The sequence below is a fragment of the Paracidovorax oryzae ATCC 19882 genome (assembly GCF_000687165.1).
GTDB lineage: Bacteria > Pseudomonadota > Gammaproteobacteria > Burkholderiales > Burkholderiaceae_C > Paracidovorax > Paracidovorax oryzae.
Genome location: NZ_JMKU01000006.1, coordinates 93,352 through 108,051, shown reverse-complemented (window position 1 = coordinate 108,051; position 14,700 = coordinate 93,352). Strand labels below are relative to the sequence as shown.

Sequence of the window (14,700 nt, the reverse complement as noted above, 5' to 3'; positions counted from 1 at the left end):
ACTCATGCCGCGCACGCGCGCGGCCTACCGGCGCAGCAGACCGCGAAAGGGTTTGGCTGCGCCCCAAAAGCAAACCGCCGCGCGTTGCCGCGCGGCGGTCTTGAATAGGTCACCGGCAAATTATGCCGGTTTTTCATGCCTGTCCACACCGGCCGCCGCACGGGGCAGGCCCGTGCGGGACAGGCGTGCGGGCGCCGTCACGCGGCGGTCAGCTGCGCGTGCAGTTCCTGCACCGAATACACGTCCAGGTTCTGCAGGTGCTTCATGCCTTCCACGGCCGCTTCCGCGCCGAAGATGGTCGTGAACGTGGTCACGCGCGCCAGCAGCGAGCTGGTGCGGATCGCACGGGAATCCGCGATCGCGTTGCGACGCTCTTCCACCGTGTTGATGACCATCACGATCTCGTCGTTCTTGATCATGTCCACGATGTGGGGGCGGCCTTCGGTGACCTTGTTGACCACCTTCACCGGCACGCCGGCGTCGGCGATGGCCGCAGCCGTGCCCTTGGTCGCCACGAGGTCAAAGCCCATGGCGGCGAGCTCGCGCGCGATCGCCACGGCGCGCGGCTTGTCGCTGTTCTTCACCGTCAGGAACACCTTGCCCGAGGTGGGCAGCTTGGTGCCGGCGCCGAGCTGGCTCTTGACGAAGGCCTCGCCGAAGGTCTTGCCGACGCCCATCACCTCGCCGGTGGACTTCATCTCGGGGCCGAGGATGGTGTCCACGCCCGGGAACTTCACGAACGGGAACACCGCTTCCTTCACGCTGAAGTACGGCGGCGTCACCTCTTCGGTGATGCCCTGGGACGCGAGCGACTGGCCGGCCATGCAGCGCGCGGCCACCTTCGCCAGCTGGATGCCCGTGGCCTTGGAGACGAACGGCACCGTGCGCGAGGCGCGGGGGTTCACTTCCAGCACGTAGATCACATCCTGCTTGGCGCCATTCTCTTCGCGCTCCTGGATGGCGAACTGCACGTTCATCAGGCCCACCACGCTCAGGCCCTCGGCCATGGCGGCGGTCTGGCGCTTGAGCTCGTCCACCGTGGCCTTGGAGAGGTAGTACGGCGGCAGCGAACAGGCGGAGTCGCCCGAGTGCACGCCGGCCTGCTCGATGTGTTCCATCACGCCGCCGATGAAGACCTTGCCTTCGGGGTCGCGCAGGCAGTCCACGTCGCACTCGATCGCATCGTTCAGGAAGCGGTCCAGCAGCACCGGGGAATCGTTGCTCACCTTGACGGCCTCGCGCATGTAGCGCTCGAGGTCGCGCTGCTCGTGCACGATCTCCATTGCGCGGCCGCCCAGCACGTAGCTGGGGCGCACCACGAGCGGGTAGCCCAGGGTGGCAGCCTTTTCCAGTGCCTCGGCCTCGGTGCGGGCCGTGGCGTTGGGCGGCTGGCGCAGGCCCAGGTCGCCCAGCAGCTTCTGGAAGCGCTCGCGGTCTTCCGCGGCATCGATCATGTCGGGGCTGGTGCCGATGATCGGCACGCCCTCGGCCTCCAGGCCCAGCGCGAGCTTCAGCGGCGTCTGGCCGCCGTACTGCACGATCACGCCGGTGGGCTTTTCCTTGTCCACGATCTCGAGCACGTCTTCGAGCGTGAGCGGCTCGAAGTACAGGCGGTCCGAGGTGTCATAGTCGGTGGAGACCGTCTCGGGGTTGCAGTTGACCATGATGGTCTCGTAGCCGTCCTCGCGCATGGCGAGCGCGGCGTGCACGCAGCAGTAGTCGAACTCGATGCCCTGGCCGATGCGGTTCGGCCCGCCGCCCAGCACCATGATCTTCTTCTTCGAGGAAGGCGCGGCCTCGCACTCTTCCTCGTACGTCGAGTACATGTAGGCGGTGTTGGTGGGGAACTCGGCGGCGCAGGTGTCCACGCGCTTGTAGACGGGGCGCACTTTCAGCGCGCGGCGCGCCTCGCGCACGGCCTTCTCGTTGGTCTTGAGCAGCTTCGCCAGGCGGCGGTCGGAGAAGCCCTTCTTCTTGAGCACGCGCAGAGTGTCGGCGTCCAGCGCGGCCAGCGCGCCCTCGCCCTTCTCGTCGTAGAGCCGGTCGAGGTCGAGCTCGATCTTCACGATCTCCTCGATCTGCACCAGGAACCACTTGTCGATCTTGGTGAGGTCATGCACCTCATCGACCGACAGGCCCATGGCGAAGGCATCGCCCACGTACCAGATGCGCTCGGGGCCGGGCTCGCCCAGTTCCTTTTCGAGCAGCTCGCGGTCCTGGGTCTTCTCGTTCATGCCGTCCACGCCGACTTCCAGGCCACGCAGGGCTTTCTGGAAGGACTCCTGGAAGGTGCGGCCCATGGCCATCACCTCGCCCACGGACTTCATCTGCGTGGTCAGGCGGCTGTCGGCCGCGGGGAACTTCTCGAACGCGAAACGCGGGATCTTGGTCACCACGTAGTCGATCGAGGGCTCGAACGAGGCCGGCGTGGCGCCGCCGGTGATGTCGTTGCGCAGCTCGTCGAGCGTGTAGCCCACGGCCAGCTTGGCGGCCACCTTGGCGATCGGGAAGCCCGTGGCCTTGGAGGCCAGCGCCGAGGAGCGCGACACGCGCGGGTTCATCTCGATGACGATCATGCGGCCGTCCTTCGGGTTCACCGAGAACTGCACGTTGGAGCCGCCCGTGTCCACGCCGATCTCGCGCAGCACCGCGAGCGAGGCGTTGCGCATGATCTGGTATTCCTTGTCGGTGAGCGTCTGCGCGGGCGCGACCGTGATCGAGTCGCCCGTGTGCACGCCCATCGGGTCCAGGTTCTCGATGGAGCAGACGATGATGCAGTTGTCCTTCTTGTCGCGGACCACTTCCATCTCGTACTCTTTCCAGCCGAGCAGCGATTCCTCGATCAGCAGCTCGTTGGTGGGCGAGGCTTCCAGGCCGCGCTTGCAGATGGTCTCGAACTCTTCCGGGTTGTAGGCGATGCCGCCGCCGGTGCCGCCCAGCGTGAAGCTGGGGCGGATCACCGTGGGGAAGCCCACGCTTCGCTGCACGGCCCAGGCCTCGTCCATCGAGTGGGCGATGCCGGAGCGGGCGGAGCCCAGGCCGATGCGGGTCATCGCGTCCTTGAACTTCAGGCGGTCCTCGGCCTTGTCGATGGCCTCGGGCGTGGCGCCGATCAGCTCCACCTTGTACTTGTGCAGCACGCCGTTGCGCCACAGGTCGAGCGCGCAGTTGAGCGCGGTCTGGCCGCCCATGGTGGGCAGGATCGCGTCCGGGCGCTCCTTGGCGATGATCTTCTCGACCGTCTGCCAGGTGATGGGCTCGATGTAGGTGACGTCGGCCGTGGCCGGGTCGGTCATGATCGTCGCGGGGTTGCTGTTGATCAGGATGACCTTGTAGCCCTCCTCGCGCAGCGCCTTGCAGGCCTGCACGCCGGAGTAGTCGAACTCGCAGGCCTGGCCGATGATGATCGGGCCGGCGCCGATGATGAGGATCGATTTGAGGTCGCTGCGCTTAGGCATTCTTGTTCTCCGTCTTGTGCTTTTCCATCAGCGCCGTGAAGCGGTCAAACAGATAGGCGATGTCGTGCGGGCCTGGCGATGCCTCGGGGTGCCCCTGGAAGCAGAATGCGGGCTGGCTGGTGTGCTCCAGGCCCTGCAGCGTGCCGTCGAACAGGCTCACGTGGGTGGCGCGCAGGCTGTCGGGCAGCGACCCGGCCTCGACGGCGAAGCCGTGGTTCTGGCTGGTGATGCTCACGCGGCCGTTGTCCAGGTCCTTCACGGGATGGTTGGCGCCGTGGTGGCTGTTGTCCATCTTGAAGGTCTTCGCGCCGCTGGCCAGGGCCATGATCTGGTGGCCCAGGCAGATGCCGAAGGTGGGCACGCCGGCGTCGATGATCTGGCGCGTGGCTTCGATGGCGTAGTCGCAGGGTGCCGGATCGCCGGGGCCGTTGGACAGGAACACGCCGTCCGGGCGCATCGCGAGCACGTCGGCGGCCGGGGTCTTCGCCGGCACCACGGTGAGTTTGCAGCCACGCTCGGCCAGCATGCGCAGGATGTTCTTCTTCACGCCGTAGTCGTACGCCACCACGTGGAAGCGGGGCGACTCCTGCCGGCCGTAGCCTTCGCCCAGCTTCCACTCGGTCTGCTCCCAGACGTAGGAAGACGGCGTGCTCACCACCTGTGCGAGGTCCAGCCCCTTCATGCTGGGGGCTGCCTTCGCGGCGGCCAGGGCTTCGTCGATGCGCGCCTGCGTCACCGCCTCGCCGGCCGCCAGGCCCAGGATCGCGCCGTTCTGCGCGCCCTTGTCGCGCAGCAGTCGGGTGAGCTTGCGGGTGTCGATGTCGGCGATGGCCACCGTGCTCCCGCGCACGAGGTATTGCGACAGCGTTTCGGTGCTGCGGAAATTGCTGGCCAGCAGGGGCAGGTCCTTGATGATGAGACCTGCGGCATGGATCTTGTCGGCCTCGACGTCCTCCGTGTTGACTCCGTAGTTGCCGATGTGCGGATACGTCAGCGTGACGATCTGCTGGCAATAGCTGGGGTCTGTGAGGATTTCCTGGTAGCCGGTGATGGCGGTGTTGAACACCACTTCACCGACCGTGGTGCCGGTGGCACCGATCGAGCGACCAATAAAGACCGTGCCGTCTGCGAGCGCCAGGATGGCGGGAGGGAAGGTTCCCTTGAGAGACAAAAGCACTGGGTTCTCCGGATGGTTACGGGTCGCCCGGAGCCCTCGGGATGGACCTGAGGACTGCTCTTTATGGAAGGATTGCTTTGGTTGCGGCCGGGCGACGTTTTTGCGGGAAAGCCTCCAATTGTAGCCTCACCCGGGTGCCGCGGTCGGCGGCCGGCCAATCTCCGCAGCCTTCAGAGGATGTTGCGCGGGCGCCGTGACATGTCCGCGAACGCGGTGGTCAGCGCGCTGAACTCGTTGGCGCCCACGGTCCCGTCGGCATTGCCGGCGGCGCCGCGGTCGAGCAGCGCCAGGAGGGACTGCGCGAACTCCCCCGAACCCTGCGGGCCCGCCGTCTGCGCAAGGCCCTGGAGGAACTCGTCGCGCGTGATGGTGCCGTCCTTGTCGGTGTCGAAGCCCGCAGTGAGCTGCTCCTTCTGCGCGTCCGTGGCACCGAAGCGCGTGAGCAGCGCCTGGAAGTCTTCCTTCGGCACGGCGCGGTTGGACGACAGCGCCTGCAGCGCACCGCCTGCCGATCCGCCCGTGGCCAGCAGGCCGGCCTGCGCCTGAGCCGTGGAGGCCATCACGCCCTGGCCGGCCAGGCGGGCGAGGCCGCCTGCATCCTGGCTCAGCGTCACGACTGCCGAGGGGTCGGGCAGGGACGATGTGTCGGCACCCTTGCCTGCCGGGCCGGAGGACGCCCTGGACGAGGAGGCCGCGTTGTACAGCATGGACGCGACGGACGCGAGACCGGAAATGATGGGGGACATGGCCGCAGGCTCCTGAGGAATGGCGCCCGCCGCTCCTGGCACCCTGCCCGGAGCGAAACCGCATGCGCTCCCCGGAAGGTTACGCAGCCTGCGGCGCGCCGATCCCCGGAAGAAGGCGGCAAGCGCCCGGCTTTTCGGGCAGCGCGGCACGAAGCCGCACTCCGCATGGGCCAGGTGTCGCCCCCTGGAATGCCCCGCGCGGTCAGCGGCTGGAAGCCGGTCCTGGCATCGGGCCCGGAGCCATCCCCGTCTCGGCGGCCTGCGCGGCCGCCCGGCGGGAGCCGGGGCGCAGCAGGCTGTAGGCCGCTCCCAGCAGCACGAACCAGAGCGGGGTCGCGATGAGCGCCTTGCGCGTGTCCGATTCCAGCGCCAGCAACCCCAGGATGAACACGAAGAACGCCAGGCAGGCCGCGCACATCGCCGCGCCGCCGGGCATCTTGTAGATGGAGGCGGCGTGCCGTTCCGGGTGGTTGCGCCGGTAGGCGATATAGGACAGCAGGATCAGCGACCAGGTGAACATGAACAGGATGGCCGACACGGTGGTCACCAGGGTGAATGCTTCCACGAGGTCGGGAATCACCCACATCAGCAGGGCCCCCGCCAGCAGGCAGGTGCACGAGAACAGCAGGCCGCGCGAGGGCACGCTCTGCTTCGACAGGTGGCGGAAGGCCCGGGGCGCGTCCTCTTTCAGCGCCAGCCCGTAGAGCATGCGGCTGGTGGAGAACACGCCGCTGTTGGCCGACGAGGCGGCCGAGGTCAGCACGACGAAGTTGATGATGCCTGCCGCGGCCGGCAGCCCGGCGAGCACGAACAGCTCCACGAACGGGCTCTTGCCGGGCACGACCTCGCGCCATGGCGTGACCGCCATGATGGCGACCAGCGCCAGCACGTAGAAGACGATGATGCGCACGGGAATGGAGTTGATGGCCCGCGGCAGGCTGCGCTCCGGATCCTGCGCCTCCGCCGCGGTGGTGCCGACCAGCTCGATGCCCGAGAAGGCGAACACCGCGATCTGGAAGCCGGCGAAGAAGCCCATCAGCCCGTGCGGGAACATGCCGCCGTCGTTCCAGAGGTTGCCCAGGCTGGCCTGGTGCCCCGCCGGAGCGACGAAGCCCGTGCCCACCATGTACAGGCCGGTGGCGACCAGCGCCACGATGGCGACGATCTTGACCATGGCGAACCAGAATTCGATCTCGCCGAAGAGCTTGACGGTGAGGAGGTTGAGCGACAGCAGCAGGCCGACGCAGGCCAGGGCCGGCGCCCACTGCGGAATGTGCGGAAACCAGAACTGGGTGTATGCCGATATCGCGATCACGTCGGCGATGCCCGTGACGATCCAGCAGAACCAGTAGGTCCAGCCGGTGAAGAACCCTGCCCAGGGCCCGAGCAGGTCGGCGGAAAAATCGATGAAGGACTTGTAGCGCAGGTCGGAGAGCAGCAGTTCGCCCATGGCACGCATCACGAAGAACAGCACGAAGCCGATCACCATGTACACGAACACGATGGACGGGCCCGCGAGGCTGATCGTCTTGCCGGACCCCATGAAAAGCCCGGTGCCGATCGCGCCGCCGATGGCGATGAGCTGGATGTGCCGGTTGGTGAGGTTGCGCTGCAGATGGTCGTGCCCCGTGGGGTCTTGCCCTGGGGGCGTGGCCTGAGGTGTCATTCAGGGAACTCCAATGGAAGAAACAGGGAAACCGGCCCGCTCGCTTCGCCGCTCAGGGCAGACAAGGCCGAACAGGGGCCGGAAAGAAGCCGCCCGACAGTGCGGGCGGCGCGTGGTTCCGCTGGCCGGAAAGCGCGGATCTTAGACCCAACCCGCGCCCCTTTGCCGGCAGCCCGGTCCGCGGAGGCTGGAACTCATGCGGTGGCGGGCAGCGGGGCCGCGGGACCGGGGGCGGCTTCCGGCACGGCATGCGGCGCGGCGGGCTTCCACTGCACCGCCGCGAAAAGCGACTCCATCCAGGCCTGGGTCTGCGGCGGGGCCGCGGTGGCGACGATGCCTGCGAGCGGCAGCGCATCGGTCCGGTAGGTAACCCTTCCGGGCAGCGGCGCACCTGCCGGGAGCTCGCTCCAGCCGACCACCGCCTCGCTGCGCCGGAAAACGGCGATACCCTCCAGGCCGGGATGGGTGGCGCATCCCAGGTGGTGCCCGGGCACGGCGAACCAGCCGTGCCAGCACCGTCCCGGATCGGCCGAGCCAGCCTCCCGCCCCAGGGGAGGCACTTCGTTCTCCCCGGCCTCGCCGAGCAGTCGGTGCAGCTCCACCGATGGCAGATGGATGCCCGTGGCCCGCTCGAACGTGGCAATGCCGTGGGGGACATCGACGGGATGGTCGATCTCCAGGAAAACCAGCTCGCCACCCTGCTCGATCGCCTCCAGGTGGAAGCAGCCGTCGCGCATGCCGAGCCCCTCCAGGGCGCGGGCGACCCAGTGACGCATGCGCTCGTCCAGCGGAATGTGGATGGAGCCCAGCGGTGCTCCGCGGGCATAGTCCAGGCAGGTATTGAGGTAGCGGCTGGCGGCGAGCGCGAAGACCGTGCCGCCCGCGACCACGCCATCGAAATGCAGGACGGGCCCTTCCACATACTCCTCCACCTCGAAGTCGCCGCAGGCGTCCACGGCCTCCAGGGCGTCCAGCCGGGGAATGCCGGAGCAGAAGCCCAGCACGGCGGCACGGGCCTGCGCGGCGGTTGCGAAGACGGCCACGTCTTCGCTGGCCGCGCCGCTGTGGGGCTTGAGGACGGTCCGCCCCTGCCAGGGCGGGCCGTCCCGGCGGGCGAGGAAGGCGGGAAGTGAGGCGAAGCGCGGCACCCGCAGCCCTGCGGCGGCGACGGCCTGTTTCATCCAGAGCTTGTTGCGCAGGGCCGCGACCTTCTCGGACCGGTCGCCCGGCAGGCCCAGCCATTCGCGCAAGCGAGCGGCCTCGAGGCGCTCGCCCTCGGACAGGGCGATGACCCGGTCGAACGCCACGCAAGGATGGGCCGCCATCCAGGAGCGCGCCTCTTCGCAGGCCCCTGCGGCGCCAGGGCGCGCGACCTTGCTGCAGCGCAGCCCCTCGGGCACTGTTGCCAGCGCCTCCGCAGGGCCGAAATAGGTCACGTCGTGCCGGGAGTGGTCGATCCCGCGGTGGTACTCCACGTGCGGATAGGGAATGGAATGGAAGATGAGAATGTTCATGGGACCGCGATCTCGACAGCCATGGCATGCGGGCGGCGTCTCCAGCCGGGAGATGGCGACTGGCAGCGCATGCACGTCTCGCACCGACCTGCACGGCCCATGGCCCATGGCCCAGGCGCCGCTGCGGCACGGCACGCGGCATGCTGGCGCCGACGCACGCAGCAGGCTCCTTCAGGAGTGCCCCGCCCCGTCAGACGCGGCGCTTCCCCTGCCCCACCCTCGAAATCTTCTGGAATGCAATGCAGGAATGATTGCACGCATCCATGCACAGACCTTGATCTGACAGGTCATGCACGCCATTAATGTTTCTTTGAATTGAAACACCCCGTATCAGGACGGCATCAGCCTGGCAGCCTCCTGCTGGCCGACTTCCTTGAGGAAATCCCACACCGCCTGGGTACGCGCCTGGTATTTCGCTTCGGCCGGCATGCTCATCCAGAACGTGCGGGTGAAACGTGCCTCGCCAGGCAGCACACGCTCCAGCAGCGGGTCGCTGCCGGCCAGGAAAGCCGGCAGCACCCCCAGCCCCGCACCGGCGCGTACCGCCTCGTATTGCGCCGCGACGCTGGTGCTGCGGAACGCGAAGCGCTCGGGCGGGACGAGCTGGTCGAGGAACTGAAGCTCCTTGGTGAACAGCAGGTCGTCCACATAGCTGACGAACGCGTGGTGCCGCAGGTCATCGCGCCGGGCAATGGGCGGCCTGCGGGCCAGGTATTCCTTCTGGCCGTAGAGGCGCAGGGTGTAGTCCGCCAGTTTGGAGACGATCACGGCGCCGCGCGTGGGCCGCTCCAGCGAAATGACGATGTCCGCCTCCCGGCGTGACAGGTGCAGCATGCGGGGCAAGGCCAGCAGGTCCACGCTGAGGTGGGGATACTGCAACGTGAGCCGCGCGAGGTGCGGAGCGAGCACCTGCGTGCCGAAGCCCTCCGTGGCGCCCACGCGCACGAGGCCTGCCGGGCCGATGCCGGTGGGCCGCACCCGCTCGACGCCGAGCACGGCCGTCTCCATCGCCTCGACGGCCGGAAGCAGGTTCCGGCCTGCTTCGGTGAGACGGTGGCCGCCGGCCTCACGGGCGAACAGGGATTCGCCCATCTGTTTTTCCAGGGCCTGGATGCGGCGCGCGACGGTGGTGTGTTCCACGCCGGTGCGGCGCGCCGCGGCGGCCAGCGTGCCGGTACGGGCCAGTTCCAGGAAATAGCGCAGGTTCTCCCAATCCATAAGGCGTTCGCGTGGTGTTCGATGCGGGGATTGTGTTGTGCAATTTCGCAAAGCGCCCGTGCGATTTTTCTCTATTGATCTTGCAATTTCGCACGGATAGCATGTGTCGGCGTACCGGTCCGGAGCCGGCACCCCGATTCCAACCCAGACAGGAGACAAGCGCATGAATGCCCCCCAATCCACGGCCGTCCTGGCGCCGACGGTCAAGCTGCTGATCGGCGGCCAGTTCGTCGAATCGAAGACCACCCAGTGGCGCAACGTGGTGAACCCTGCCACGCAGGAAGTGCTGGCGCGCGTGCCCTTCGCCACGCCGGAAGAGATCGATGCCGCCGTGGCCTCCGGCAAGGAAGCCTTCAAGAGCTGGAAGAAGACCGCCATCGGCGCCCGGGCGCGCATCTTCCTGAAATACCAGCAGCTCATCCGCGAGAACATGGCCGAGCTGGCCGCGCTGCTGACGGCCGAGCAGGGCAAGACCCTGCCCGATGCAGAAGGCGACGTGTTCCGCGGCCTGGAGGTGGTGGAGCACGCCAGCGCCATCGGCAACCTGCAACTGGGCGAACTGGCCAACAACGTGGCCGGTGGCGTGGATACCTACACGCTGATGCAGCCGCTGGGCGTGTGCGCGGGCATCACGCCCTTCAACTTCCCGGCCATGATCCCGCTCTGGATGTTCCCCATGGCCATCGCCACCGGCAACACCTTCGTGCTCAAGCCCAGCGAGCAGGACCCGATGGTGACCATGCGCCTGTGCGAACTGGCGCTGGAGGCAGGCATCCCACCCGGCGTCCTGAACGTGGTGCACGGCGGCGAGGATGCGGTGAACGCGATCTGCGACCACCAGGACATCAAGGCGATCAGCTTCGTGGGCTCCACCAAGGTCGGCACCCATGTGTACAACCGCGCCAGCCTGAATGGCAAGCGTGTGCAGTGCATGATGGGCGCGAAGAACCACGCCATCGTCATGCCCGATGCCAACAAGGAGCAGACGCTCAACGCACTGGCCGGCGCGGCCTTCGGCGCTGCCGGCCAGCGCTGCATGGCACTGTCGGTGGTGGTTCTGGTGGGCGAGGCGCAGCAATGGATTTCCGACCTGGTCGCCAAGGCGAAGACGCTCAAGGTCAATGCCGGCACCGAGAAAGGCACGGACGTGGGTCCGCTGGTTTCCTGCGCCGCCAGGGACCGCGTCGAAGGACTGATCGAGCGCGGCATCGCCGACGGCGCCACGCTGGAGCTGGATGGCCGCAAGCCGCAGGTGGCCGGCTTCGAGAAGGGCAACTTCGTCGGCCCGACCATCTTCAGCGGCGTGAAGCCCGGCATGTCCATCTACGACCAGGAGATCTTCGGCCCCGTGCTCTGCCTGGCGGCGGCCAAGGATATCGAGGAAGCCATCGAATTCATCAACGCCAACCCGAACGGCAACGGCACGGCCATCTTCACCCAGTCGGGCGCGGCGGCGCGCAAGTTCCAGGAAGAGATCGACGTGGGCCAGGTGGGCATCAACGTGCCGATTCCCGTGCCGGTGCCCCTCTTCTCGTTCTCGGGCTCGCGCGCCTCCAAGCTCGGCGACCTGGGGCCCTACGGCAAGCAGGTGGTGCTGTTCTACACGCAGACCAAGACGGTGACGGCGCGCTGGTTCGACGACAGCACGATCGGCCATGGCGTGAACACCACCATTAGCCTGAAGTGACATCCCCCTGAGGCGCTGCGCGCCTTCCCCCTTCTCTCGCGCTGGCGCGCGGGAAGGGAGACGACGCCAGTGGCCTGGCAAAGCCAGTTCCACGGCGTCTGCTGGCCTCGGGCCGCGCCGGTATCTGGCGCAGTGGTACAAGCGAAGGATGGAAATTCTCAAGATTCCGCGACGACCGGCCCGGGTGGCCAGTGCCGCGGGCGCTCTCGCCCTCTTGCTGTGCAGTGCCGGCGCGCATGCCCAGGCTGGCGCGGCCTGTGATCCCAAGGGCACGCTGGCTGAAACGAATGCCTGTGCGGTGCAGGCCTGGCAGCAGGCGGATGCGGCCATCGCGATCCTGTACGGCGATGTGATGCGGGCGCTGTCGGCAAACGAGCGGCCGCAACTGCGGCAGGAGCAGGCCGCGTGGCAGCGCGAGCGCATCACGCGGTGCAAGCAGGCGACGCGCGCGACCGAAGCGCTGCCCGAGGGGCCGCGCCTCTACCACGAGTGCCTGGCGGCTGAAACCGAAGCGCGGCGCCGGGGCCTGATGCGCTGGCTGACGCTGGAGCATCCATCCGCGAAACCCTAGCGGGCGCCATGCATCCACGACGCCCCCAGGACGAAGACAGAACAACGAGCAGGACGAGACACGCACCATGGATTTCGAGCTGACCGAAGAACAACGCGCCTTCGCCGACACCGCCCGCGAGTTCGCCCGGGCCGAACTGGCGCCCCATGCCGCGCAATGGGACGCGGAAGGCATCTTCCCGCGCGAGGCGATCGCGAAGGCGGGCGCGCTGGGCTTTTGCGGCCTCTACGCGCCCGAGAACGCCGGCGGCCTCGCCTTGCCGCGGCTGGATGCCACGCTGGTGTTCGAGGAGATGGCGGCCGTCGATCCCTCGACCACCGCCTTCATCACCATCCACAACATGGCGACCTGGATGCTGGGCACCTGGGCCACCAGTGCGGTGCGGGACCACTGGGGCCCGCTGCTCACGAGCGGGGAGAAGCTCGCCAGCTACTGCCTGACCGAGCCGGGCGCGGGCTCGGACGCGGCCTCGCTCAAGACGCGGGCCGAGCGGTCGGGCGATGTATACGTCATCAACGGCTCCAAGGCCTTCATCAGCGGCGCCGGCAGCACCGACGTGCTGGTGCTCATGGCCCGCACGGGCGCGCCCGACTCCGGTGCGGGCGGCATCAGCGCCTTCGCCGTGCCGGCGGATGCGGCAGGCATCCACTACGGCAAGAAGGAAGAGAAGATGGGCTGGAACAGCCAGCCCACGCGCACCATCAGTTTCGACAACGTGCGCATCCCGGCTGACCACCTGCTGGGGGCCGAGGGCGAGGGCTTCAAGATCGCGATGAAGGGCCTGGACGGAGGGCGAATCAACATCGCCACCTGCTCTGTGGGCGCAGCCCAGGGGGCGCTGAACGCGGCGCAGCAATACATGCAGGACCGCAAGCAATTCGGCAAGGCCATTGCCAGCTTCCAGGCACTGCAGTTCAAGCTGGCCGACATGGCGACCGAACTGGTCGCCGCGCGCCAGATGGTGCGGCTGGCCGCCTCCAAGCTGGATGCGGGCGCCCGCGACGCCTCCACTTACTGCGCCATGGCCAAGCGCTTCGCCACCGATGCGGGCTTCGCCGTGGTGAACGAGGCGCTGCAGCTGCACGGCGGCTACGGCTACATCCGCGAATACCCGCTGGAGCGCCTGCTGCGCGATGCGCGAGTGCACCAGATACTGGAGGGCACGAACGAGATCATGCGCGTCATCATCGCCCGGCGCATGCTGGACGGCGACGCACCGGACGCGATCCGCTGAGCCCTGCCGCACCACCGGCTGAAGTGCCTTCATTCAGATGCCTGCGCGCCCCCTTTCCGACGAGACACTGCACCTCATCGATGCCGTGCGCGATGCGCTCGCGCAGCGCTGCGGCCCCACGTCGATGGAAGAACGCACGCTGTTCGGCTGCCGGGCCTTCTTCGTGGACGGCAAGCTGTGCATCGGCGTGAAAGGTGCGGAACTGCTGGTGCGCCTGCCGCCGGAGCGCCACGGCGAATTCCAGGAAATGCAGAACACGCGCGAGCTCTCTCCCGGCGGCGGCATGCAGGGCTACTTCTGGGTCGAGCCGCACGGCTACGCGCGTGCCGCGCAGTGGGCCTTCTGGCTGGACGAAGCCCTCGCCTACAACCCGCGCGCCAAGGCGAGCCCGAAGCGCCGGAAAGCTGCCACGACTGCGGCCACGGCCCCGAAAGCACCGCCGGCCAAGGCAGCCCCGCGTCGCCACAGCATTTTCGAGGCCGACGACTGACACACCGATTCACCACCCCAAGGAGACAACACATGAAGATCGCATTCATCGGCCTGGGCAACATGGGCGGCCCCATGGCCCTGAACCTGCACAAGGCCGGCCATGACGTCGGCGCATTCGACCTGTCCCGGCCCGCCTGCGACAGGCTGGCAGCCGACGGGGTGCGCATCGCCACCGATGCCGGCGCCTGCGTGGCGGGCGCCGAGGTGGTCATCAGCATGCTGCCGGCCAGCCCGCATGTGGAGTCGCTGTTCCTGGGAAGCGCCCAGCAGCCCGGCCTGCTGCCCCAGCTGGCCGCCGGCACGCTGGTGATCGACTGCTCGACCATCGCGGCAGCCACGTCGCGTAAGGTCGCCGAGGCTGCACGGGAGCGCGGCATCGCCTTCATCGACGCCCCCGTCTCCGGCGGCACGGGGGGGGCCGTCGCGGGCACGCTGACCTTCATGGTGGGCGGCGATGCGGCCGATCTGGAACGTGCCCGCCCGGTGCTGGAGAAAATGGGCGCCAACATCTTCCACGCAGGCGGGGTGGGTGCGGGCCAGACCGCCAAGATCTGCAACAACATGCTGCTGGGCATCCTGATGGCCGGCACGAGCGAGGCCCTCGCCCTGGGCGTCGCCAACGGCCTGGATCCGGCGGTGCTCAGCGAGATCATGCGCCGCAGCTCGGGCGGCAACTGGGCCCTGGAAAAATACAATCCCTGGCCCGGTGTCATGCCCCAGGCCCCGGCGAGCAAGGACTACGCGGGAGGCTTCGGCACTGACCTGATGCTCAAGGACCTGGGGCTCGCGCAGGAGAATGCCACCGCCGTGAAAGCGGCCACGCCCCTGGGAGGACTTGCGCGCAGTCTTTATGCGGCGCATAGCCTGGCGGGCCACGGCGGGCTGGATTTCTCCAGTATCCTGCGGCTCGTCCGCAAACCCGGCACCTGAGCCCTTT

11 protein-coding genes are annotated in these 14,700 nt (G+C 67.9%); 5 read left to right on the top strand and 6 right to left on the bottom strand.

All coding sequences use genetic code 11. From position 1 onward, the window contains the following. Positions 1-197 precede the first annotated feature (197 nt). The 6 genes from carB to T336_RS0105470 all read right to left on the bottom strand — a co-directional run bounded on the left by carB (position 198) and on the right by T336_RS0105470 (position 9,779). Positions 198-3,458, bottom strand: coding sequence for a carbamoyl-phosphate synthase large subunit (gene carB / locus T336_RS0105495; RefSeq protein WP_026431778.1), 3,261 nt, complete (start codon positions 3,456-3,458; stop codon positions 198-200). Further along, positions 3,451-4,635: a glutamine-hydrolyzing carbamoyl-phosphate synthase small subunit gene (gene carA, locus T336_RS0105490; protein WP_026431777.1), complete on the bottom strand. Its 1,185-nt coding sequence runs from the start codon at positions 4,633-4,635 to the stop codon at positions 3,451-3,453. The genes carB and carA overlap by 8 nt, the downstream gene beginning before the upstream one ends. 170 nt (positions 4,636-4,805) lie before the next feature. Further along, positions 4,806-5,381, bottom strand: a complete 576-nt coding sequence (locus T336_RS0105485) for an EF-hand domain-containing protein (protein ID WP_026431776.1) — start codon at positions 5,379-5,381, stop codon at positions 4,806-4,808. Between the two features lie 202 nt (positions 5,382-5,583). Continuing rightward, positions 5,584-7,047: a D-serine/D-alanine/glycine transporter gene (gene cycA, locus T336_RS0105480; protein WP_026431775.1), complete on the bottom strand. Its 1,464-nt coding sequence runs from the start codon at positions 7,045-7,047 to the stop codon at positions 5,584-5,586. Positions 7,048-7,241: 194 nt separating this feature from the next. Further along, entirely contained in the window at positions 7,242-8,561 is a 1,320-nt protein-coding gene (locus T336_RS0105475) for an ATP-grasp domain-containing protein (protein WP_026431774.1), read from the bottom strand. Between the two features lie 330 nt (positions 8,562-8,891). Next, on the bottom strand, positions 8,892-9,779 hold the full coding sequence (locus T336_RS0105470) for a LysR family transcriptional regulator (protein ID WP_019701544.1): 888 nt from the start codon (positions 9,777-9,779) through the stop codon (positions 8,892-8,894). A gap of 163 nt (positions 9,780-9,942) precedes the next feature. Here T336_RS0105470 and T336_RS0105465 point away from each other — a divergent pair, with 163 nt between their 5' ends. From T336_RS0105465 to mmsB, 5 genes are all read left to right on the top strand, one after another. Beyond that, a complete protein-coding gene (locus T336_RS0105465) occupies positions 9,943-11,466 on the top strand; it encodes a CoA-acylating methylmalonate-semialdehyde dehydrogenase (RefSeq protein ID WP_019701545.1) in 1,524 nt (507 codons plus the stop codon). A 148-nt stretch (positions 11,467-11,614) separates the two neighbouring features. Further along, complete coding sequence (locus tag T336_RS0105460; protein WP_019701546.1) at positions 11,615-12,037, top strand: lysozyme inhibitor LprI family protein; 423 nt, start codon at positions 11,615-11,617, stop codon at positions 12,035-12,037. A gap of 67 nt (positions 12,038-12,104) precedes the next feature. Beyond that, the gene (locus T336_RS0105455; protein ID WP_026431773.1) at positions 12,105-13,271 is read left to right on the top strand and encodes an acyl-CoA dehydrogenase family protein; all 1,167 of its coding nucleotides are present in this window, start codon (positions 12,105-12,107) and stop codon (positions 13,269-13,271) included. Between the two features lie 37 nt (positions 13,272-13,308). Further along, positions 13,309-13,761: a TfoX/Sxy family protein gene (locus T336_RS0105450; protein WP_026431772.1), complete on the top strand. Its 453-nt coding sequence runs from the start codon at positions 13,309-13,311 to the stop codon at positions 13,759-13,761. Between the two features lie 32 nt (positions 13,762-13,793). Continuing rightward, positions 13,794-14,693, top strand: coding sequence for a 3-hydroxyisobutyrate dehydrogenase (mmsB, locus tag T336_RS0105445; protein WP_019701549.1), 900 nt, complete (start codon positions 13,794-13,796; stop codon positions 14,691-14,693). Positions 14,694-14,700 lie beyond the last annotated feature (7 nt).

Bases quoted from the DNA above. Each gene is read 5' to 3' on its own strand.
- carB (WP_026431778.1), bottom strand. From the start codon at position 3,458: ATGCCTAAGCGCAGCGACCTCAAATCGATCCTCATCATCGGCGCCGGC.
- T336_RS0105485 (WP_026431776.1), bottom strand. From the start codon at position 5,381: ATGTCCCCCATCATTTCCGGTCTCGCGTCCGTCGCGTCCATGCTGTAC.
- cycA (WP_026431775.1), bottom strand. From the start codon at position 7,047: ATGACACCTCAGGCCACGCCCCCAGGGCAAGACCCCACGGGGCACGAC.
- T336_RS0105475 (WP_026431774.1), bottom strand. From the start codon at position 8,561: ATGAACATTCTCATCTTCCATTCCATTCCCTATCCGCACGTGGAGTAC.
- T336_RS0105470 (WP_019701544.1), bottom strand. From the start codon at position 9,779: ATGGATTGGGAGAACCTGCGCTATTTCCTGGAACTGGCCCGTACCGGC.
- T336_RS0105465 (WP_019701545.1), top strand. From the start codon at position 9,943: ATGAATGCCCCCCAATCCACGGCCGTCCTGGCGCCGACGGTCAAGCTG.
- T336_RS0105460 (WP_019701546.1), top strand. From the start codon at position 11,615: ATGGAAATTCTCAAGATTCCGCGACGACCGGCCCGGGTGGCCAGTGCC.
- T336_RS0105455 (WP_026431773.1), top strand. From the start codon at position 12,105: ATGGATTTCGAGCTGACCGAAGAACAACGCGCCTTCGCCGACACCGCC.
- T336_RS0105450 (WP_026431772.1), top strand. From the start codon at position 13,309: ATGCCTGCGCGCCCCCTTTCCGACGAGACACTGCACCTCATCGATGCC.
- mmsB (WP_019701549.1), top strand. From the start codon at position 13,794: ATGAAGATCGCATTCATCGGCCTGGGCAACATGGGCGGCCCCATGGCC.